Genomic DNA, 18,633 nt, shown 5'->3' with positions numbered 1-18,633 from the left:
GCCAGTCTGCGCCGTTGATCGTGATTGCCTTAGTGCTTGAAACCGCACCAGAATGGTGTTTGGCTGACGAAACAAGGCGGGCAGAGAAACCGTAGCTATGCTTCGCCAAAGAATCACAATGGGAGACTACCTATGTCGCGTATGAACTCTTTCGTCGCCGGCCTCGGCCTGGCGGCTTTTTTGTCCACGAGCGCTGCCTTCGCCGGTGATCCGGCGAGCTGCAAGGCGGTGCGTCTTTCCGATGTCGGGTGGACCGACATCCAGGCGACGACCGGCATCGCTTCCGTACTGCTGACCGCACTCGGCTACGAGCCGCAGGTGATCCAGCTATCGGTTCCGGTGACCTATGCGTCGCTGAAAAACAAGGACCTCGACGTCTTCCTAGGTAACTGGATGCCGTCGATGACCAACGACATCAAGGACTACACCGCCGACGGCTCCGTCGAGACCATCAGCGAAAACCTCAGCGGCGCCGGCTATGGCATCGTCGTGCCGACCTATGTGGCGGACGCCGGCGTCAAGACGCTGACCGACCTCGGCAAGTTCAAGGACAAGTTCAACGGCAAGATCTACGGCATCGAGGCCGGCAATGATGGCAACCGCATCATCCTCGACATGATCAAGAACCCGAAGGACAATCTCGAAGGCTTCGAACTGGTCGAATCCTCGGAAGCCGGCATGCTGACGCAGGCCGAGCAGTCGATGAAGAGCAATGAGTGGATCGCGTTCCTCGGCTGGACGCCGCATCCGGTGATGGGCGCCATGAAGATCACCTATCTCGATGGCATGGGCGACAGCGGCTTCGGCGCCGCCACCGTGCATACCAATGTGCGCAAGGGCTATACCACCGAGTGCCCGAATGCCGGCAAGTTCATCGCCAACCTGAAGTTCAACCTCGATATGGAAGGCGAGATGATGGACGCGATCCTCAAAGGCGGCGACGCCAACACGGCCGCGACCGACTGGTTGAAGAAGCATCCGGACGCGGTCGCTCCGTGGATTGCCGGCGTGACCACCTTCGATGGCGGCGACGCGGCCGCGGCGGTAAAGACCGCACTCGGGAGCTGAGCCGACTGTGAATCCGACATGATCCGAGCGAGGGCAGCCATATAGAAAAGGCTGCCCTTTTTCATATCCTGTGACAAGATGACTGTCCGGCAAGGACGGCGACTGCCAAAGAGGGGCTAGATGGATCCGATTTCAAAATTCTTTGTCGGTTACAAGATTCCCATCGGCGAATGGGGCAAAGCGTTCTTCACCTTCCTCACGGACAATTTCAACACTTTCTTCCGCGGCCTCTCGGGCGGCCTGAATTTCCTGCTCGACGGCGTGGTCGATATGCTGCTGCATATACCGCCCGTCCTTCTCATCGCCCTGATTGCGCTGCTTGCCTATTATCTGCAGCGATCGAGAGGCCTGGCTGTGGCGGTCTTTTTCGGATTGCTGTTCATCCTCAACCAGAACCTCTGGAAGCAGACGGTGGAGACGCTGGTGCTGGTGGTTGCCGCTGCCGCCGCCTCGATGGCCATCGGTGTGCCACTCGGTATCTGGGCGGCTCACAAGCCGAAGGTCTACCGCATCATGCTGCCGGTGCTCGACCTGATGCAGACGCTGCCGACCTTCGTCTACCTGATCCCGGTGCTGACGCTGTTCGGCCTTGGCAACGCGCCCGGCCTCATCGTCACCATAATCTTCGTCATCCCGACATCGGTTCGTCTCACGCATCTGGGCGTCGTCTCGGTGCCGAAGTCGATCATCGAGGCAGGCGAGGCATTCGGCGCCACCAAGAGCCAGCTGCTCTGGAAGGTGGAACTGCCCTCGGCCCTGCCGACCATCATGGCCGGTCTCACCCAGTCGATCATGCTGTCGCTGTCGATGGTGGTGTTCGCGGCTCTCATCGGTGCCGGCGGCCTCGGCACCGAGATCAACCGGGCGCTCGGTTCGCGCAAGATCGACCTCGGCCTTGAAGCCGGCCTGGCCATCGTCGTGCTGGCCATCGTGCTCGACCGCATGACGCGCATCGGCGTTGGAGGCAAGAAATGACCGTCGCCGTTGATTTCAGGAACGTCGATATCGTCTTCGGCGCAGACCAGGCCGGATCTTTGGCGATGATAGACGCCGGCGCCAGCCGTGCCGATATCCTCGAAAAGACCGGTAATGTGCTTGGCTGCGCCGGCGCCAGCCTGACTGTGAACGAGGGCGAGATCTCGGTGCTGATGGGCCTGTCCGGTTCGGGCAAGTCGACATTGCTGCGGGCGGTCAATCGACTCAACGTGGTGTCGCGCGGCCAGGTCCTGGTCAAGGATGGCGACAAGACCGTCGATGTCGTCACTTGCGATGAGGCGACCTTGCGGCGCCTGCGCCAGAAACAGGTGGCCATGGTGTTCCAGCAGTTCGGCCTGCTGCCGTGGCGCACGGTGGAGGAGAATGTCGGCCTGGGCCTCGAACTCGCCGGCGTGCCGGAGCTAGAGCGCAAGGAACGCGTGCAACGCCAGCTCAAGCTGGTCAATCTCGACCAGTGGTCGAAGAAATACGCGCATGAGCTTTCGGGCGGCATGCAACAGCGCGTCGGCCTGGCCCGTGCATTCGCCACCGAGGCCCCGATCCTTCTGATGGACGAGCCGTTCTCGGCGCTCGACCCCCTGATCCGCACCAAGCTCCAGGACGAGTTGCTGCAATTGCAGGCCGAGTTGAAGAAGACCATCATCTTCGTCAGCCACGACCTCGAGGAAGCGCTGAAGATCGGCAGCCACATCACCATCATGGAAGGCGGACGCATCGTGCAGACTGGGGCACCGGAAGACATCGTGCTGCGGCCCGCCAACGACTATGTCCGCGACTTCATCGCCAATGTGAACCCGTTGTCGGTGCTGACCGCCTGGAACGTGATGCGCGACCGCCGCGATCTGGAACACGGCGACAATGGCTGGGTCTGGCTAGATCGGCGCAAAACGACGCGCTTTAAGATCGACGATCACGGGCTGGTGGCGGCGGCCGAACGCGACGGCAAGCCGGCGGTGTGGGTTTCGTGCGCGGATGTCGAGACCCAGTCAGAGGAAGCAGCGCAAGTGTTCTGGGCCAATCCCGGCACCTCGCTGAAAACCGTGATGCTGGCCATGCACCGCTCGCAGACAGCCCCCGTGGCGCTGTTCGACGACCAGTCGCGTTTCGTCGGCGCCATCGGCATCCGCGATGTGTTGAGCGCGGTGCTGCGGCGGTAAAGTTCGTCGGATACCAAAGTCGACAAGGCGCTGCGATTGAGCGCGCCTCGTTCTAAGCCGCCAGCGGCAGGCGCAGTTGCGTCAGCAGGCCACCGCCCGGGTTGTTGGACAGGCTGACCTCACCGCCGGCGGCGCGCGCGATGTTGCGGGCAATGGTCAGGCCGAGCCCGAGACCGCCGGTCTGGCGGTTGCGCGATTGCTCAAGGCGCACGAAAGAGCCGAACACGGCGTCGATCTGCGCCTGCGGTATCCCCGGTCCTTCATCGCGGATGGTGAGCAGGATCGTGTTGTCCGACCGGCCGAGGCTGAGATGCGCCTTCTTGCCGTAGGTGACCGCGTTCTGCAGCAGATTGGTGACGCAGCGCTTGAGCGCGACCGGCCGGGCCATGCAGATGAGCCCGCGTGAGCGGGTATCATCTTCGAACGACACGTCCGGATAGGCGTCGGCGATCGACTCCACGAGCGACCAGAAGTCGATGCGCTCGTTCTTCTCCTCGGTCACCTCGAAGGTGGCGAAGTCGATCACCGAGCTGGCAATGCTCTCGACGTCGGCGAGATCATGCGCCAGCGCTTCGCGAACCGCCGATTTGCGCAATAGCTCCAGGCGCAGGCGCATTCTGGTCATCGGCGTGCGTAGATCATGCGCAAGTGCCGCCGCCAGATGTTCGCGATCCTCGACATATTCGCGCAGCCGGGCCTGCATGGCGTTGATCGCCTTGGCGGCGGCACGGACCTCGCGGCTGCCCCCTTCAGCGATCGGCGGGCTCTTCAGATCCTTGCCGATCCGGTTCACGGCGGTTTCCATCATCCGGTAGGGCGCTGTCAGCCGGCGCAACGACCAGATCGACATGATCACCACCAGTCCGGCGATCAGCGAATAGAGCGGCAGACTGTCGAAGCTCAGGATCGGGCCGACGGGCGTGATCGGCTCGGTGAAGTTCAGCCAATGGCCGTCGGCGAAACGCAGCGACGCCGTCAGCTTCTCGCTCTGGGCAAAGTTGGCGGCCAGCACCAGAAGGTCGCGTTCGACCTGGCCGATATCGGGCCCCGGCGCCGTGCCGTCGGCGTCGTCGGCCTCGCGCGTGGCCGGGTCGCGCCGCACGCGCGCATCGGTGATGCCGAACTTCGACAGTCGGCCGACAAGGATGTCTTCGAGTTCCGCCAGTTCGTCGTCGCTTGCGATCGACGAGGTGACCGCCGGCGTGTCCGAGATAGTGAGCGCGTAAGTGGAATTGAACAGGCCTGTCGCCGTCGCCTTGCGTTGCTCCGGCGTGGCGTCATGCATCAGCTGCACCAGGGAAAAGGCGCGGTCGTTGAGACGGTAGAGGTCGACGATGCCGTTGGCGACGGCGCGGTCGCGCGACACGATATAGAGGGTTGCGACCTGACTGATCAGCAGGCCGGCAATGACGATCAGCAGCACCCAGACAGGCAAGGTCTGCGGCAGGAAACGTTTCATTCGGAGGTCGTCTCCGGCAGAAACTGGTAGCCACCGCTGCGCACCGTCAGGATGAACTGGGGCGTTTTCGGGTCGTCTTCCATCTTACGTCGCAACCGGCTGACCAGGATGTCGATGCTGCGGTCGAAGGAGTAGTCGCTATCGCCGCCGGACAGTTCGATGAGCTGGTCACGGGTCAGCACGCGCTGCGCGCTCTTGACGAAGGTCTGCAGCAGGTTGAATTCGGCCATGGTCAGTTCGACCCTGACATCGTCGGGCGCGATCAGCCGGCGCCGCGAGCAATCCATCGTCCAGCCGGCGAAGCGGTAGATCTGCCTGGTGGTGGCGCGCTTGGGCTCGGCGCCGCCATTGCGGCGCAGCACGGCGCGGATGCGCGCCAAAAGCTCGCGCGGATCGAACGGTTTGGGCACATAGTCGTCGGCGCCCATTTCCAGGCCGACGACGCGATCGGTGGTCTCGGTGACGGCGGTCAGCATGATGATCGGCGTCGAATACTTGGCGCGCAGGTCGCGGCACAGCTCCAGCCCGCTCTTGCCGGGCAGCATCACGTCGAGGACGATGAGATCGACTTGCGCGCGGCGCAGGATGGCCTCCATCTCGACACCGTCGGCGGCAACCGAGGTGTGCAGGCCCCGCTTCTGGAAGAATTCCTGCAGCAGGTCGCGAATGCCCTTGTCGTCGTCGACGATCAGTATGTGCGCGTCGGATTTCACTTGAGCCCTGTCGTTGTTGATTGCCAAGCCGTTCTGTCGCCACCCACACGATAGAATTCAGGCCATATGTTGGCCAGTGGTGATGATGGGTTCACACCGGCTTTCTCAGACACAATCCAGAAACAAAATTCTACAGTTCAGAAAAACTCCTGAAAAATTTCAAAGGCATAACTGATCTCGTGGCGGTCAGGTCATCGGCTGCGACGCTAGTCTCCGGGTTTACGGATAAACCAATGCCAAGGTTGTCGATCAGTTTGTTGGGTGCGTTGCTGGGCCTTGGCCTGGTCACCGCCGCTGCCGGACAATCGGACGCAAAGGCGCCGCTCACTCGGAGCGAACGGTGCGCCAATCTCAGCCACCAATTTGATGAAGCCCTCGAAACCCATGCCACGGCAACGCAGGTCACCGCGGCAAAGGCACTTCAGAGAAAGGGTAACCGGTACTGCGCCGCCAAGAAACAGGCACAGGGCATCCGGATGCTTGCCAACGCTTTGAAGTTGCTTGGAGTGACACCGAACGACCCGGTTCAGTGACATCAGAAATTCGACCCGCATAAAAAGGAAACGAAGCCATGAAAAAGTCCCTCCTGTCCGCCCTCGGCCTCTCCGTCGCTCTCGCCTTCTCGATGCCGGTTCTCGGCAACGCAGCCGCCACCACGACCGCTGCGCCGGCTGCTGCCACCACGACCACCGCTCCGGCCGCTGCCGCGACGACCACCGCTCCTGCCGCCAAGGCTGCTCCGAAAAAGGTCGCCAAGAAGACTGTCTGCAAGGTGACCAAGACGCACAAGTGCCCGGTCAAGAAGGCGCCCTCGAAGGCGGCCCCGAAGGCTGCTCCGAAGAAGCCCTGATCAGCTTCGAGGTCAGTTCCAGCAAGGCCGTTCCAGCCGTAAATCGGCTGGGACGGTCTTTTGCCAAGTGCATGGTCGATAAACTGAACACGTATCTCGATCGCGCTTAACCCGTTTGCAACGCCAGTTGTGTAGGACAATCCGCATGAAGAAGCGGCTTTCGTCCATTCTGCGCTCGTTGGTGCTTGGTGGCCTGGTTGCCACCGGTATCTCCAGGGTACTTATCCTGTTCACCGCCAGCCCGGTGCCGGATCCGGCGAGCGGACGCACCGAGCCTTCGCTTTTCGCGCCGGTGATTTCCACCAATTGGGACTACATCACGCCGGCACAGACCTGGTCGCTGATCGTGCTGACCGGCGCGACCCTGATCTGCGTCATTGCCTGGCCGATCGCAGCCTTCCTGGAACGCCGGGCGGATGCCGGGGGAAAACGCTTCCGGCCCGGCCGTTGAACGGCAACCGACAGTTTCCCACATAGTGAGTGCCGCGCTCGCCGGACACCGGCTGGCGCCTCGATCAAAATGGACGACCGCCTTCCCCGGTGCCAGAATGGCGGCCACATCGCTCACGCAAATTGTCAGTTCCAATGCCTGAAATCACCACAAAACCGCGCGTACAGGTCAAGCCGCAGATCGAACGGCCGAAGCTCTACAAGGTCATCCTCATCAATGACGATTTCACCCCGCGCGAATTCGTGGTGACGGTGCTGAAGGGGGAGTTCAAGCTCAGCGAAGACCAGGCGCACCGGGTGATGATCACCGCGCATCGGCGCGGCGTCTGCGTCGTCGCCGTCTTCACCAAGGATGTCGCCGAGACCAAGGCGATGCGAGCCACCGACGCCGGCAAGGCCAAGGGCTATCCGTTGATGTTCACCACCGAGCCGGAGGAGTAGGGCTGCTCGCTCTCTCCCTTCTCCCACAAGGGGAGGTGGCGCTACCGTCCTTCGCGGTACCACATCGAACCCATCGCCAGAAGCAACAGGCCGAGACCGAGGAAGCCACCGAAAAGCGGCACGCGCGAGACGGCCTTGAGCACGCTGTCGTCCGTGGTGCGCAGGCCGATCCAGTCGCTGCCGGACGCGGCGCCGGCCGAGCGCACCGGCACGATGGAGGGCAGCGTCACGTCGCTGCCAAGGGTCGAGGACGACGCCAGCCGGCGCACGCTGCCGCCGGTGACTTCCGCCGGCGCCTTCAGCCGGTTTTCGGTGGAGATGACATCTGCGAATTCCGGTGCGTTGACCGGTCCGACATGGGCGAGCGCGGTCAGGTCGCCATTGGCGACCTGATAGAGGCCGATCTCGTTTGTCTCGACACTGCCAAGGAAAACGCCGGGCTCGGATTTCTCGAGCTTGACGGTCAAGGTCTTGCCGGAAGGGGTGATGATCTGGGCGGGGCCGGGATCGTCGGCCATCGTCTGGCGACGGATTTCCAGCACCATTCCGCGACCGTCGGCGGTCAGCCGCTCCTCCTCGAGTTCTGGCTCCTTCATCAGCCAGTGCGCGATGCGCCGATAGAGCTGGACATGCGGGCCGCCGCCTTCGAAGCCGCGCGCCCAAAGCCAGCCCTGGTCGGACAGAAGCATGCCGACGCGGCCTTCGCCCTTGCGGTCGAGCAACAGCAGGGGCCGGTTGTCTGCGCCCTTCATCACCACCTCGCCTTCCGGGTTCTGCACGCCGATGGTGCGGAACCAGCGGCTCCAGTGCGGCGGCTCGGCGGCCGAGCCATCCAGGCCGCGCGTCACCGGATGGCGCTGACCAAGATCGGTGAGGCGGGGATAGAAGGCCTTGTCGACAACCTCGCCCGTCGGCATCGCCGGCAGGGCCGACATCAGCGGCGTGCGCGCGATGGAGCTTTCACCGGCGTATTCGGGGCCGGCCGCGATCAGCAGCGCGCCGCCCTTTTCGACATATTCGGAGATGTAGTCGTAATAGAGGATCGGCAGCACGTCGCGGTGCTGGTAGCGGTCGAAGATGATGAGGTCGAAATCCTTGATCTTCTCGACGAACAGCTCGCGTGTCGGGAAGGCGATCAGCGACAATTCATTGATCGGCGTGCCGTCCTGCTTTTCCGGTGGCCGCAGAATGGTGAAATGCACAAGGTCGACAGAGGCATCGGATTTCAACAGATTGCGCCAGGTGCGCTCGCCGGCATGCGGCTCGCCGGAGACCAGCAGCACACGCAGGTTCTCGCGGATGCCATCGATGAGCGCGATGGCGCGGTTGTTGGTGTCGGTCAGTTCGCCCGGTTCGCGGTCGATGGCGAGTTCGACGATGTTGCGGCCGGCAGCGGGAATGGTCACCTGCAGCGGCATGGCCTGGCCGACGGTGGCGTGCTCGACCGCGACCTGCTCGCCATTGACAGAGACGCGCACGTCGACCGGACCGGTCTCGTTTTCGGTCGAGATGACGCGGTAGGTCATGTCGAGCGGCTTGCCGACGAGGCCGAAGCGCGGCGCATTCTCGAAGCGGATGCGGCGATCCTTTTCGTGGTCGTTGCCAGTGATCAGCGCATGCAGCGGGGCGTTGAAATCGGGGGCGCCCGGAGGCGCATCATGCACCTCGCCATCGGTGATCATGATGGCACCACCGATGCGTGACGGCGGGACATCGCGGAAGGCGCCATCGAGCGCGCTGAACAGCCGTGTCTCGGTGCGCTCCTCAGCGGCCTCGGACTTGCCGGCCTCGACGACGCGCACGTCGAACTGCTTGAAGCGGCCAAGACGCTGCTGCAGCCCGGCCAGCGCCTCGTCGGTCTGTTTCGTGCGGTCGCCGATATCCTGACTCTGGCTGCGGTCGACAACGAGGGCGACAATGCTTTTCAGCGGCTCGCGTTCCTCGTTGAGGAACACCGGGTTGAACAGGGCGGCGGCGAGCGCCATCAGAGCGATGAAACGAAAGACAGAGCCGCGCTGACGAAACCACAGGCCGACCAGCGCAAGCAGCGCCAGCGGCACCAGCGCCAAGATCAGCCAGGGCCAAGAGATCAGCGGTTCGAAGGAGATCGACCAGTTCATTCCTTACCCTCCCATTTGGGAGGGTCGATCCGCGGAGGTGCAATAAAAGACATCATCTTACTGCCCCAGCCGTTCGAGCAGTATCGGCACGTGGACCTGGTCGGATTTGTAGTTCCCGGTAAGCATGTACATCATGATGTTGACGCCGGCGCGTAGCGCGTAGATGCGCTGCATCGGATCCGCCGGTACGGTCGGCAGCAGCGGGTCGCCATTCTCGTCGACCGCCCAGGCGCCCGCGAAGTCATTGGCGGTGATCATGATCGGGGAGACGCCGTCGCCCGTGCGCACCGGCCGGTTCTCGGCATTGCTGGCGTCGAGCGAAGCCTCGACCCAGAGCGGGCTGCCACTGAAGCGGCCGGGAAATTCGGGCAGGATGAAGAAGGATTTGGTCAGCACATGATCGGATGGCACCGGCTCCAGCGGCGGCACGTTGAGATTGCCGAGGATGTCGCGCAGCCGCTCCGTCGCCGGGCTGGTCGAATCGGCGCCGATGCCGTTGGCGAACTGGTCGCGCGTATCGAACAGTACCGTGCCGCCCTGTTGCATATAGGCGTCGATGCGGGCGATCGCGGCCTGGCTCGGCATCGGTGCAGCCGGATCGATCGGCCAGTAGATCAGCGGATAGAACGACAGCTCGTCCTTGGAGATGTCGACGCCGGTCGGCGCGCCCGGTTCGAGAGCCGTCTTCTCGATCAGGAAGCGGGTCAGGCCTTCGAGCCCGGCGCGGCTGATCGAATCGTCGCCCGGCACCCCGGTCAGCACATAGGCGATGCGGGTCTTTGAAATCGCCTCTATTGCAACCTCGTCGCCCGCCTTGGCGTCATCGGCGCGAGCGAGGTCGGCATGGCCGAACAGCACACCAAGCGCAATCAGGATCGCAGAAGTGGTTGCCACGGCGCCTGAGCGGCGCGGTCGGCGGGTAAACAGGCCGCCTATCCAGAACACCGCCAGCGTGTCGAGCAGCATCAGCACCAGGGCGGCCGCGACCAGCGCGCCTTTCAAATTGCGCGATTCGTCAAAGGCATACTGGATCGATGTGACGGGAACCGTGATCTGCGGCCGCGCCAGCGGCGCAAACGTGCTGTCGGCTCCAAGCAGATTGTGGGCAAACACACCCGTCTCGGAACCATAGAGCCCGGGCGGGTTCTCGAACGTCACTGGCAACGCGCCTGCGCCCGGCACCAGCGGCCGTGCGTCGGGTGTCGGCGGCACCAGCGAGCCGTCGGCTGCAATCATGCGATAGGGCGCCAGCGAGGTGGCGGCGGCTTCGGCATTGGCGATCGCCGCGCCCTGGTTGCGCGACAGTTGCACGATGCGGCGCAGCATCTCGACGAAGCTGCCCGAGATCGGCAGGTTCGACCAGGTCGCCTCGGGCGTGACATGGAACAGCGCCAGCGTGCCCTTCCCCTTCTTCAGTCCGGTGACCAGCGGCGTGCCATCGGCAAGAGCCGCCCAGGTGCGCTCGACGATGTCGGGCGTCGGTTCAGCCAGCACCTGCCTGCTGACGGTGACCTCGGTCGGCGGCGCAAGATCGGCGAACGGGCCGGCCTTGGGGAATTCGGTGACCGGCTGCGGCGACGTCCACGACAGCGCGCCGCCGAGCGAACGTTCGCCGGTGCGCAGACGGACCGGCAGCAAATCGTCGTCATTGCCGGCGGCGGCCAGCCGCGATCCGGCGAAACGCACCAAAGTGCCGCCATTGTCGACCCAGTCGACCAGCCTCTGCCGGACCTGCGCGGGAATGGTGCCGATGTCGGCCATGACGATCATCGCCGGCTTCTGGTCGAGGATCTGCGGGATGGCATCGGCGAGATCGGCACTTGAGGGCTCGACCAGATCGGCGAAGGGCTGCAGCGCGCGCCTGATGTAATAGAGCGGCGACAAAAGCGGCTGCGCCTGGTCGGCCTCGGCCTGCGACAACAGCCCGACGCGCCGCCGCTTGGAGCTTTCGTCGAGGACGCGCACCGCGCCGGCCTGGCGCTCGCCGTCGAGCGCGACCGAGGCGAAATCGTTGCGCAGTTCGAACGGCACCGCCATAATGCCAGTGGCAGTGGTTTCGCCAGGTGAAAAGGTCAGCGTCGCATCGGCGATGCGCCGGCCCATGTCGTCGAAGGCACCGGCGGTGACCTGCGCCGGGGCAGGATCGCCCGGCGCGCGAATGGCGGTAAGCGCAAAGCCGTCAACCTGATTGTCGGCGGCGGTCAGGCCGGTCAGCGACAGCCTGTCGGCGGTTGCCCAAACAACACGGGCGGCATTCCTGGACAACAGCGTGTTGAAGGCGGCTTCGTCGCCTTTTGCCGCAAGTCCGTCGGCAAGCACGGCAACACTGGCGCCGGGCAAGCTTTCCAGCACGCCGGCGACGCGAGCATAGACGGCCGGCCGGTCGGTCGGAATCGGCCGCGGCTTGGCGGCGCGCAGCCGGTCGAGCGCGGCGGCGGCATCGAACGGGCCGATCTCGGCATTGGCTTTTTCGGCGGTGAAGGCGATGATGACGGGCACGCCGTTCGAGCCAGCATCGTTGATCAGCCGCTCGGCGGTGGCGACGCGCTTGCCCCAGTCGGCGGCACTTGCCCAGTCATTGTCGATAACCAGGGCCAGGGCAGCACCCTCGGCCGGCAGTTTCTCGCGCGGGTTGAAGACCGGGTCGGCCAATGCGGCGACGATGAGCGCCGCCATCAGCAGTCTCAGCAGCGTCAGCCACCACGGGCTCTGTTGCGGCGTCTCCTCGCGCTTCAGGACGCGCGCCAGGATCTTCAGCGGCGGGAAGATCTCGGTTTGCGGCTTGGGCGGTGTCAGCCGCAACAGCCACCAGATCACCGGCAGCGCCAGCAGACCCCACAGCACCATGGGGGCGCCAAAGGAGAGCGGCAGCCAGCTCATGCGCTGACCCTTCCGGCAGCGGCACCATCGGCGGTCATCGCCATGTGCAGGCGCACCAGCGCGTCGGAAGCCAGCCGATCGGTGTGGTTGACGGTAAAGCTCCAGCCGAGGCGCTTGCACCAGACGGCCAATTCGTGGCGGCGGGCGGTGTAGAGTAGGCGATACTCATCGCCCAGCATTTCTGCGCGCCCGGCGGTCAGCTTGTCGCCGGTCTCGGGATCCGTGAATTCGGTGCGGCCGGCATAGGGGAAGGTCTCCTCGGCCGGGTCGGCAACCTCGATCAGATGCGCGCGCACGCCGTGGCGGGCTAGAACGTCGAGCCAGGTCATCGTCTCCTCGACGGGATCGAGGAAATCGCTGACAATGACGATGTCGCAGAAGCGGCGGATGTCGGAAAGATCGGGTTTTGCCGGCAAATCGCCGGCATGCATGAGCTGGGCGGCGATGCGCTCGGCGCCGTTGCGGGCGGTGAACGGATCGGTGAGACCGGGCCAGGCAATACGCTCGCCGCTGCGCGACAATAGCTCGGCCATGGCCAGCGCCAGCACCAGCGCGCGCGATTGCTTGGAAACGCTGGCGCCGGTCGATTTGTAGAGCATCGACGGCGAGGGGTCGGCCCATAGCCAGACCGTATGGGCGGCTTCCCATTCGCGGTCGCGCACATAGGTATGATCGTCGCGCGCCGAGCGGCGCCAGTCGATACGCGAGGAATCGCCCTCGACATAGGGCCGGAACTGCCAGAAATTCTCGCCGATGCCGCGCTTGCGGCGGCCGTGCCAGCCGGCGATCACGGTGTTGACGATGCGCCGCGCCTCGACCAGCAGGTCGGGCACAAGAGAGGCCCGCAACCGGCCACGGGCGAGCGCGTCGCGCGTCGCTGCCGGAGCCTGGACCTCGCCGATATGCGCCATCAGATACCTTTGGCCAGTTTCGCCACAACGTCGCGCACGCTGGTGCCTTCGGCGCGAGCGGCGAAGGTCAGCGCCATGCGATGCTGCAGCACCGGCTCGGCGAGCGCGCGGACATCGTCGGTCGACGGCGCCAGCCGTCCATCGTAAAGCGCGCGCGCCCTGGTGCACAGCATCAGCGCCTGGCTGGCGCGTGGGCCGGGGCCCCAGGCGACGTGCTTGTCGGTCTCGGCATTGCCCTGGCCCGGACGCGCTGAGCGCACCAGCGTAAGGATCGCCTCGACGACGCTTTCGGGTACCGGCATGCGGCGGATGAGTGTCTGGATTTCCTTCAGCCGCGCCGGCTGCAGAACGTTCTGGGCTTTCGCGTCCTCGACGCCGGTCGTTTCCAGCAGAATGCGGCGCTCGGCCTCGATTTCGGGATAGAGGATGTCGACCTGCATCAGGAAGCGGTCGAGCTGGGCCTCGGGCAGCGGATAGGTGCCTTCCTGCTCCAGCGGGTTCTGCGTCGCCAGCACGTGGAAGGGCGCCGGCAGGTCGTAGCGGGCGCCGGCAATGGTGACGTGGTACTCCTGCATCGCCTGCAGCAGCGCAGACTGGGTGCGCGGCGAAGCGCGGTTGATCTCGTCGGCCATCAGCAGCTGGGCGAAGATCGGGCCGGAAATGAAGCGGAAGGAGCGCTTGCCGGCCTCGTCCTGCTCCATCACCTCGGAGCCAAGGATATCGGACGGCATCAGGTCGGGGGTGAACTGGATGCGGCGCGAATTGAGGCCGAGCACGATGCCGAGTGTTTCGACCAGCTTGGTCTTGGCGAGGCCCGGCACGCCGACCAGCAGCGCATGGCCGCCGGCGAGCAGCGCCACCAGCGTGCGCTCGACGACGCTCTCCTGGCCGAAGATGACCCGGCCGACCCCGTCGCGGATCCTGGAGATGTCGGCCAGCGCTTTCTCGGCCTCGGCGATCATGTCCGTTTCGCTGATCGGGCTTTCCTTGACCATTACGCTCATGCCGCATCGATCCTTGTGATTGGAAATACCTGCCTGCAGCATACCATGACTGCCGCGATTCGGCCTCGCCTAGCGTCTGCATTAGAATTTAAATCACAGACTTAGGCTGACAAGCGGAACAACAGTGACTATTTCGTGACCATGACGGAACACTCTGAAGATCTCGAACAGGGCCTTACGAGTGCCACCGAGGCGCGCGGTCTCGAGGCGTTGATCTCGCGCGCCACCCGCGCCGGCAAGGGTGCGGCGCCGGTCGAACGCTGGAATCCCGACTTCTGCGGCGATCTCGACATGGAGATCAAGGCCGATGGCACCTGGTTCTATCTGGGCACGCCGATCGGGCGCATACCGCTGGTTCAGCTTTTCTCCTCGGTGCTGCGCAAGGATGCCGACGGCAGGACCTATCTGGTGACACCGGTGGAGCGAGTCGGCATTCGGGTCGCCGATGCGCCGTTCATTGCCGTCGAAATGGACGTTTCGGGCGACGGTGACGGGCAGGTCATCACCTTCCGCACCAATGTCGGCGACGTCGTCGAGGCCGGGCCGGAGCGGCCGCTGCGTTTCGTCGACGAGAACGGTACTGGCGGGCTGAAGCCCTATGTGCTGGTGCGGGGCCGGCTGGAGGCGTTGGTTGCGCGGCCGGTGATGTATGAGCTGGTCGGCCATGGCGAGGAGGTCGAGATCGGCGGCAAGACCATGTTCGCGGTGCGCTCGAAAAAGGCTGTGTTCCCGATCATGCCGGCGGACCAGTTGAAGCGGCTGAGCGCGTGATGGACCAGGTGTCTCCGGCGCCTTTTTCATCAGCGGATTTTCGCGCGCGCTTTGCCGCGCAGCCGGATGCGCATGCCAGCGATGACTATGGCGATCATCGCTTCAACCCCGGTCATCCACGCCTCAACCAGGGCAAGGCGCTGCGCAATGCCGCCGTGCTGATCCCGGTGGTCGACCACGAAGGCGATGCGACGGTTCTTCTGACAAAACGGGCCGAAAAGCTGCGCAATCATTCGGGGCAGGTGGCCTTTCCGGGCGGCACCATCGATCAGACCGATCCAAGCCCAGAGGCGGCGGCGCTGCGCGAGACCTTCGAGGAGATCGGCCTTGACCGTGATCGCATCGAGATCATCGGCCGCATGCCCGACTATGTCGCCGGCAGCGGCTACCGCATCGCGCCGGTGCTGGGCATCGTGCAGCCGGGCTTCCGACTGAGCTTGAACGCCGACGAGGTCGATGCCGCCTTCGAAGTTCCGCTGCGCTTCCTGATGGACCCGGCCAACCACAAGCGCGACAGCCGCATGTGGAACGATCTCGAATGGTTCTTCTACGACATGCCCTATGGCGAGCGGCGCATCTGGGGCGTCACCGCCGGCATCATCCGCACCGTCTATGAAAGGCTCTATGCGTGAGCGTCACGATCGCGGGCAGGGCCGATTGGCTCGGCGACAAGCATCTGCAGCGTCTGTTGGCCGCATTGAGCGAGGGCGGTGAAGAGGCGCGTGTTGCGGGCGGCGCCGTACGCAACACGCTGATGGGCCAACTGGTCGCCGACATCGACATCGCCACCACCTGCTTGCCGGGGGAAACCATCCGCCGCGCCGAGGCGGGAGGTTTCAAGGCGGTGCCGACCGGCTTCGAGCACGGCACGATCACGGTGGTCGCCGGCGGCAAGCCCTATGAGGTCACCACGTTGCGAGCCGACATCGAGACTGACGGGCGGCGGGCCAAAGTGTCGTTCGGGCGCGACTGGAAGCTTGACGCCGAGCGGCGCGATTTCACCATCAATGCGCTCTATGCCGAGGCCGATGGCCGGGTTGTCGACCTTGTCGGCGGCATTGCCGACATCGAGGCTCGCCGGCTGCGCTTCATTGGCGATGCGGAAGCGCGCATCCGTGAGGACTATCTGCGCATCCTGCGTTTCTTCCGCTTCTTCGCCTGGTATGGCGATGGCCGGCCGGATGCCAATGGGCTGAAAGCCTGTGCCCGGCTGAAGGAAGGTCTGGCCCAGCTTTCGGCCGAGCGCATCTGGTCCGAATTGAAGAAGCTTTTGTCGGCGCCTGATCCCTCTCGGGCGCTGCTCTGGATGCGGCAGGCTGGCGTCTTGACCGCCGCGCTGCCGGAAAGCGAGAAATGGGGCATCGATGCGATCCATGGGCTGGCCAAGGCCGAGAAAGATCTGGGCTGGGCGCCCGACCCGCTGCTGCGGCTGGAAGCGATCGTGCCGCCGGATGCCGCACGCATGAAGACGCTCGCCGACCGGCTCAGATTTTCGACTGCCGAAGCGGATCGCCTTCGCCACTGGGCGCTTGCCACCGCTGTCGAGCCGAAGACGACCGAGGGCGAACTGGCGAAAAGGCTCTATCGCGGCGATCGGCAGGGATTTGTCGACCGCTTGCGCCTGTCGCTGGCTGCGGCCCGCGTTCGTGCTGTCGACGACAATGAGGCGCTGCTTGAAGCCGGCGGCTTCTCGCGCTTGCTGGCTTTCGCGCTCAAATGGAAAAAACCGGTGTTCCCGCTGAAAGGCGACGATCTGACGGCGCTCGGCGCAACGCCAGGACCGAAGCTGGGCGAAATCCTCAAGAACCTCGAGGCGGAATGGATCGAAACGGGATTTGCGCCTGATCGCGGCGCACTGCTTGCTCGCGCCGCGAAGGCACTGGAAACCTAGGCCTTGGCTCGAAGCCCGTGCTCCGTGACGGTCAAATGTCGTCGAACGAGCGAAACTACCTGATTGCCACGGGAGCCAGGGCGCGTGAAAGGCTCGCTTCGCCCTTGCCGTACGTGGAAGCACTATAGTTGACCAGGGTGTCGGTGCGAGCCGTATTGAGCAGATCGTTGGTGATCTGAGTCGGCGTGGCCTTGGTGAATTTGCCGCTTAGTATCGCCGCATATCCTGAAATGATCGGCGCTGCGAAGGAGGTGCCATATAGGCCTGTCTTGCTCCCATCGACGCCAACCACAAGAAAGTGGCTTTGCACGAGCGGGTCGGAGCCGGCATAGTTGGAGTACCAGGCAAGCTGGGCCTTGTTGGTTGTTGCGCCGTTCGTCGACAGGGCGCCGACGAAGATCGCAGAGGCTTTGCCAACCAGGGCGATATCGAGATAGTCCTGCTGACCGCCTGTTTCTCCGCCCACGGCAACCGAATCGTTGCCCGCCGCCTTCGAAACAACAGCTGACCCTTTGGTGGCATAGGAGATGATGGAGGCTTCCTCGGGGCTCCATCCGATCTGGTTCGGGCTGTAGCCCGCTTTGGCGTACATGCCATAGCTCAGATTGAGCACGTTCAGGCCAGGCGTCAGGCTGACGGCCGAGCTGGTTGAAAAGTCCTTCGACCTGATGGTCGCCAAGGGCGCGATCATGCCAGCTTCCTCGCGCGTCCATTCACCGTGGCGCTGGGTTTGAACCCCGACACCGAAATTGCCCGAGAAGCGCGATGTACTAGAGAAATCGTCGACAATGGTAATCGTGACGCCCTTGCCCTTGTACCCCGCGGCCCATGCCGCGCCGACGTCGGGGCTCATCCACCCCTGCACCGCTTGTGTGGTCGCAGCCGGTATCGTTGCACTCGCGCATGTGGACCGGCCGCCGCCGTGACACAGCGCGGCCATCTCATCCGCATTGACCGCCTCCTGTGCCGAAGCCATCGGCGCCGACAGGGTGGTGAGAGCCGCAACGAAAACGAATTTCAAGCAACTACCGGACATGCTCTTACTCCGTTCAAACAGGAACCAGGACGGGCGAACGCGAATTTCGGGATGGGATGATTTTCTCATTTGCATCCTCCCCGGCGATCAGAAAGTAACACGGTAATTCAGCCAGAGGTGCTGGCTCTCCGGTTTAGCGTTAACCAGATATTTCAAAGTTTCCTCTGGCGCCATCTCGCTGGCCGCGAGCCGGCAATTGACGCTGTAGGTACCCAAATCGCCGTAGTTCGCTTCGCATGGCTTTTCGGTGAGCTTGCCGCCGAGGGTGGTGGTGAGCGACAAGGAAAGAGTACTGTTCGGACCCGGATGCATCTGCGTGAGGAAGCCCAGCTTCAGGCTGGGCTCGATGCGATATTTCTCACCTTCTTCTCCGGTGCCAAATCCCCAGAGGATGCCGGTATCTTCCGTGATCTGGGTCAAAAGTTCGACATGCATGTCGACCCAGCTTGCGTGGTACCATTGGTTGAACGATATCCGGCTTCCGTCCTGCAGTTCATAACCGCCGCCGCCAAGGTCGTGCGCGCGATCGCTGAGCGGCGAGCCTTGATGGAGGTCGACCAGCGATGTGGTCACTTCCTGGGCTATCGCCGGATACGCTGAAAGGAGCCCGTACAGCAGGAGCGCCGTCGTGCGAAAACTCACTCGATTGCCGGACTTTTCGCGCATGCGCGAAACACCTCGCCCCACCGATCCCGGACCAGTGCCTGGTGGCGACGGGCTTCTCTTGCAGCCCCACTGTAGCCGGATTATCTGCCCGACAGTGGCACGGGGTCGGTTACCGCGGGGTTTATTTTAGCCGAGGAAAATATAATTCTTTGACCTGCGGGTCTTGCCGGCAGGACGTCCGCGATGGCGCTTCTCAACCAATCTTGAGGCGCCAACGCGG

18 protein-coding genes are annotated in these 18,633 nt (G+C 63.8%); 10 read left to right on the top strand and 8 right to left on the bottom strand.

The window, feature by feature from the left end:
- Window positions 1–132 precede the first annotated feature (132 nt).
- The 3 genes from NKH57_RS01125 to choV all read left to right on the top strand — a co-directional run bounded on the left by NKH57_RS01125 (window position 133) and on the right by choV (window position 3,221).
- Complete coding sequence (locus NKH57_RS01125; RefSeq protein WP_023760690.1) at window positions 133–1,068, top strand: choline ABC transporter substrate-binding protein; 936 nt, start codon at window positions 133–135, stop codon at window positions 1,066–1,068.
- A 120-nt stretch (window positions 1,069–1,188) separates the two neighbouring features.
- Complete coding sequence (choW, locus tag NKH57_RS01120; protein ID WP_023760691.1) at window positions 1,189–2,043, top strand: choline ABC transporter permease subunit; 855 nt, start codon at window positions 1,189–1,191, stop codon at window positions 2,041–2,043.
- A complete protein-coding gene (gene choV / locus NKH57_RS01115; protein ID WP_023760692.1) occupies window positions 2,040–3,221 on the top strand; it encodes a choline ABC transporter ATP-binding protein in 1,182 nt (393 codons plus the stop codon). The genes choW and choV overlap by 4 nt, the downstream gene beginning before the upstream one ends.
- Window positions 3,222–3,273: 52 nt before the next feature.
- On the opposite strand, the gene NKH57_RS01110 is transcribed toward choV, so the two are convergent.
- On the bottom strand, window positions 3,274–4,680 hold the full coding sequence (locus NKH57_RS01110; protein ID WP_352940982.1) for an ATP-binding protein: 1,407 nt from the start codon (window positions 4,678–4,680) through the stop codon (window positions 3,274–3,276).
- The gene (locus NKH57_RS01105) at window positions 4,677–5,393 is read right to left on the bottom strand and encodes a response regulator (RefSeq protein WP_352730502.1); all 717 of its coding nucleotides are present in this window, start codon (window positions 5,391–5,393) and stop codon (window positions 4,677–4,679) included. The genes NKH57_RS01110 and NKH57_RS01105 overlap by 4 nt, the downstream gene beginning before the upstream one ends.
- A 233-nt stretch (window positions 5,394–5,626) precedes the next feature.
- Here NKH57_RS01105 and NKH57_RS01100 point away from each other — a divergent pair, with 233 nt between their 5' ends.
- From NKH57_RS01100 to clpS, 4 genes are all read left to right on the top strand, one after another.
- Complete coding sequence (locus NKH57_RS01100) at window positions 5,627–5,926, top strand: hypothetical protein (protein WP_023760695.1); 300 nt, start codon at window positions 5,627–5,629, stop codon at window positions 5,924–5,926.
- A gap of 38 nt (window positions 5,927–5,964) precedes the next feature.
- Window positions 5,965–6,243 (top strand): hypothetical protein, encoded by a 279-nt coding sequence (locus tag NKH57_RS01095; protein WP_023760696.1) that lies wholly within the window; start codon window positions 5,965–5,967, stop codon window positions 6,241–6,243.
- 145 nt (window positions 6,244–6,388) lie between these two features.
- On the top strand, window positions 6,389–6,694 hold the full coding sequence (locus NKH57_RS01090; protein WP_352603511.1) for a hypothetical protein: 306 nt from the start codon (window positions 6,389–6,391) through the stop codon (window positions 6,692–6,694).
- A 134-nt stretch (window positions 6,695–6,828) separates the two neighbouring features.
- Entirely contained in the window at window positions 6,829–7,134 is a 306-nt protein-coding gene (clpS, locus tag NKH57_RS01085) for an ATP-dependent Clp protease adapter ClpS (protein ID WP_023760698.1), read from the top strand.
- A gap of 41 nt (window positions 7,135–7,175) precedes the next feature.
- Here clpS and NKH57_RS01080 read toward each other — a convergent pair whose 3' ends face one another.
- The 4 genes from NKH57_RS01080 to NKH57_RS01065 are packed head-to-tail and all read right to left on the bottom strand — an operon-like array spanning window position 7,176 to window position 14,049.
- On the bottom strand, window positions 7,176–9,254 hold the full coding sequence (locus tag NKH57_RS01080) for a hypothetical protein (protein WP_352940977.1): 2,079 nt from the start codon (window positions 9,252–9,254) through the stop codon (window positions 7,176–7,178).
- Window positions 9,255–9,311: 57 nt separating this feature from the next.
- Window positions 9,312–12,134 (bottom strand): DUF4159 domain-containing protein, encoded by a 2,823-nt coding sequence (locus NKH57_RS01075; protein WP_352940974.1) that lies wholly within the window; start codon window positions 12,132–12,134, stop codon window positions 9,312–9,314.
- On the bottom strand, window positions 12,131–13,045 hold the full coding sequence (locus NKH57_RS01070; RefSeq protein ID WP_352603505.1) for a DUF58 domain-containing protein: 915 nt from the start codon (window positions 13,043–13,045) through the stop codon (window positions 12,131–12,133). The genes NKH57_RS01075 and NKH57_RS01070 overlap by 4 nt, the downstream gene beginning before the upstream one ends.
- Window positions 13,045–14,049, bottom strand: coding sequence for an AAA family ATPase (locus NKH57_RS01065; RefSeq protein ID WP_023760702.1), 1,005 nt, complete (start codon window positions 14,047–14,049; stop codon window positions 13,045–13,047). The genes NKH57_RS01070 and NKH57_RS01065 overlap by 1 nt, the downstream gene beginning before the upstream one ends.
- A 141-nt stretch (window positions 14,050–14,190) precedes the next feature.
- Here NKH57_RS01065 and NKH57_RS01060 point away from each other — a divergent pair, with 141 nt between their 5' ends.
- From NKH57_RS01060 to NKH57_RS01050, 3 genes are read left to right on the top strand one after another with little or no spacing between them, the layout of a single operon-like run.
- Window positions 14,191–14,820, top strand: coding sequence for a DUF1285 domain-containing protein (locus NKH57_RS01060; protein WP_023760703.1), 630 nt, complete (start codon window positions 14,191–14,193; stop codon window positions 14,818–14,820).
- Window positions 14,820–15,452 carry a CoA pyrophosphatase gene (locus NKH57_RS01055; RefSeq protein ID WP_352940970.1) on the top strand — a complete coding sequence of 211 codons (633 nt, stop codon included), beginning with the start codon at window positions 14,820–14,822 and terminating at the stop codon, window positions 15,450–15,452. Before NKH57_RS01060 ends, NKH57_RS01055 begins: the two co-directional genes overlap by 1 nt.
- Window positions 15,449–16,711 (top strand): CCA tRNA nucleotidyltransferase, encoded by a 1,263-nt coding sequence (locus NKH57_RS01050; protein ID WP_352940967.1) that lies wholly within the window; start codon window positions 15,449–15,451, stop codon window positions 16,709–16,711. Before NKH57_RS01055 ends, NKH57_RS01050 begins: the two co-directional genes overlap by 4 nt.
- A gap of 55 nt (window positions 16,712–16,766) precedes the next feature.
- Here NKH57_RS01050 and NKH57_RS01045 read toward each other — a convergent pair whose 3' ends face one another.
- Both NKH57_RS01045 and NKH57_RS01040 read right to left on the bottom strand, forming a co-directional pair.
- A complete protein-coding gene (locus NKH57_RS01045; protein WP_352940965.1) occupies window positions 16,767–17,816 on the bottom strand; it encodes a S8 family serine peptidase in 1,050 nt (349 codons plus the stop codon).
- Between the two features lie 18 nt (window positions 17,817–17,834).
- Window positions 17,835–18,413, bottom strand: coding sequence for a hypothetical protein (locus tag NKH57_RS01040; RefSeq protein WP_352940962.1), 579 nt, complete (start codon window positions 18,411–18,413; stop codon window positions 17,835–17,837).
- Between the last annotated feature and the right edge of the window lie 220 nt (window positions 18,414–18,633).

Source organism: Mesorhizobium sp. M1050 (genome assembly GCF_040318715.1).
Classification (GTDB): Bacteria; Pseudomonadota; Alphaproteobacteria; order Rhizobiales; family Rhizobiaceae; genus Mesorhizobium.
This window is presented reverse-complemented; position numbering and strand designations above follow the sequence as displayed.

Excerpts from the sequence above, each read along its gene's own strand:
- NKH57_RS01125 (WP_023760690.1), top strand. The coding sequence starts at position 133 with ATGTCGCGTATGAACTCTTTCGTCGCCGGCCTCGGCCTGGCGGCTTTT.
- choW (WP_023760691.1), top strand. The coding sequence starts at position 1,189 with ATGGATCCGATTTCAAAATTCTTTGTCGGTTACAAGATTCCCATCGGC.
- choV (WP_023760692.1), top strand. The coding sequence starts at position 2,040 with ATGACCGTCGCCGTTGATTTCAGGAACGTCGATATCGTCTTCGGCGCA.
- NKH57_RS01110 (WP_352940982.1), bottom strand. The coding sequence starts at position 4,680 with ATGAAACGTTTCCTGCCGCAGACCTTGCCTGTCTGGGTGCTGCTGATC.
- NKH57_RS01100 (WP_023760695.1), top strand. The coding sequence starts at position 5,627 with ATGCCAAGGTTGTCGATCAGTTTGTTGGGTGCGTTGCTGGGCCTTGGC.
- NKH57_RS01095 (WP_023760696.1), top strand. The coding sequence starts at position 5,965 with ATGAAAAAGTCCCTCCTGTCCGCCCTCGGCCTCTCCGTCGCTCTCGCC.
- NKH57_RS01090 (WP_352603511.1), top strand. The coding sequence starts at position 6,389 with ATGAAGAAGCGGCTTTCGTCCATTCTGCGCTCGTTGGTGCTTGGTGGC.
- clpS (WP_023760698.1), top strand. The coding sequence starts at position 6,829 with ATGCCTGAAATCACCACAAAACCGCGCGTACAGGTCAAGCCGCAGATC.
- NKH57_RS01080 (WP_352940977.1), bottom strand. The coding sequence starts at position 9,254 with ATGAACTGGTCGATCTCCTTCGAACCGCTGATCTCTTGGCCCTGGCTG.
- NKH57_RS01075 (WP_352940974.1), bottom strand. The coding sequence starts at position 12,134 with ATGAGCTGGCTGCCGCTCTCCTTTGGCGCCCCCATGGTGCTGTGGGGT.
- NKH57_RS01070 (WP_352603505.1), bottom strand. The coding sequence starts at position 13,045 with ATGGCGCATATCGGCGAGGTCCAGGCTCCGGCAGCGACGCGCGACGCG.
- NKH57_RS01065 (WP_023760702.1), bottom strand. The coding sequence starts at position 14,049 with ATGAGCGTAATGGTCAAGGAAAGCCCGATCAGCGAAACGGACATGATC.
- NKH57_RS01060 (WP_023760703.1), top strand. The coding sequence starts at position 14,191 with ATGACGGAACACTCTGAAGATCTCGAACAGGGCCTTACGAGTGCCACC.
- NKH57_RS01055 (WP_352940970.1), top strand. The coding sequence starts at position 14,820 with ATGGACCAGGTGTCTCCGGCGCCTTTTTCATCAGCGGATTTTCGCGCG.
- NKH57_RS01045 (WP_352940965.1), bottom strand. The coding sequence starts at position 17,816 with ATGAGAAAATCATCCCATCCCGAAATTCGCGTTCGCCCGTCCTGGTTC.
- NKH57_RS01040 (WP_352940962.1), bottom strand. The coding sequence starts at position 18,413 with ATGCGCGAAAAGTCCGGCAATCGAGTGAGTTTTCGCACGACGGCGCTC.